The organism is Priestia sp. SIMBA_032, assembly GCF_046535215.1.
GTDB classification, from domain to species: Bacteria; Bacillota; Bacilli; order Bacillales; family Bacillaceae_H; genus Priestia; species Priestia aryabhattai.
Genome location: NZ_JAWRXD010000104.1, coordinates 1 through 512 on the forward strand (window position 1 = coordinate 1; position 512 = coordinate 512).

Consider the following 512-nt stretch of genomic DNA (forward strand, 5'->3'; position numbering starts at 1 on the left):
GATCTCGCGGGCTACGGCCGTGGCGCGCGCGGCCGGGTCGGCCAGCGCGTCCGTGCTCTCGCCGCGACCGCGCCGGCCGTACAGCACGACGCTCACCCGGTCGCGGAGGGCCGCGGCGATCGGCCGCATCGGCCCCGCGTCGCGGAAGCAGGACGCGCCGTCGACGAGGATCACAGCGGGGCCAACCCCGTCGACCTCGTAGCCGATGGTGCTTCCGTCAGAGGAGGTGAGGGTGCTCATGGGACGTCAGCGTATCCCCAACCGGTGTCATCGGCCCTGGCGCCGCCGCACTCCGAACCCGATCAGGACGCCGCCGCCGATCGCGACGAGCACTCCGGCGCCGCGGACCAGCCACTGCACATCGCCGGCTGCGGCATCCACCAGCAGCGGCCCCGCCAGGCCGACGACGACCAGCGCGATCCCGGCGATGAAGAACCACGGGGACCCGTTGGTGCGCTCGACCATGCGCCCGAGCCTACCGGCGCACGCCCTCCGCCGTCCCGGGCGCAGCC

Annotated in this window: 2 protein-coding genes; both read right to left on the bottom strand. The window is 74.8% G+C overall.

The window, feature by feature from the left end; translation table 11 throughout:
- The coding region (locus tag SB717_RS33510; protein ID WP_410907115.1) for an alpha/beta fold hydrolase at positions 1–240 on the bottom strand (240 nt) is incomplete at its 3' end.
- A 27-nt stretch (positions 241–267) separates the two neighbouring features.
- Positions 268–465 (bottom strand): hypothetical protein, encoded by a 198-nt coding sequence (locus SB717_RS33515; RefSeq protein WP_410781386.1) that lies wholly within the window; start codon positions 463–465, stop codon positions 268–270.
- Between the last annotated feature and the right edge of the window lie 47 nt (positions 466–512).

Excerpts from the sequence above, each read along its gene's own strand:
- SB717_RS33515 (WP_410781386.1), bottom strand. The coding sequence starts at position 465 with ATGGTCGAGCGCACCAACGGGTCCCCGTGGTTCTTCATCGCCGGGATC.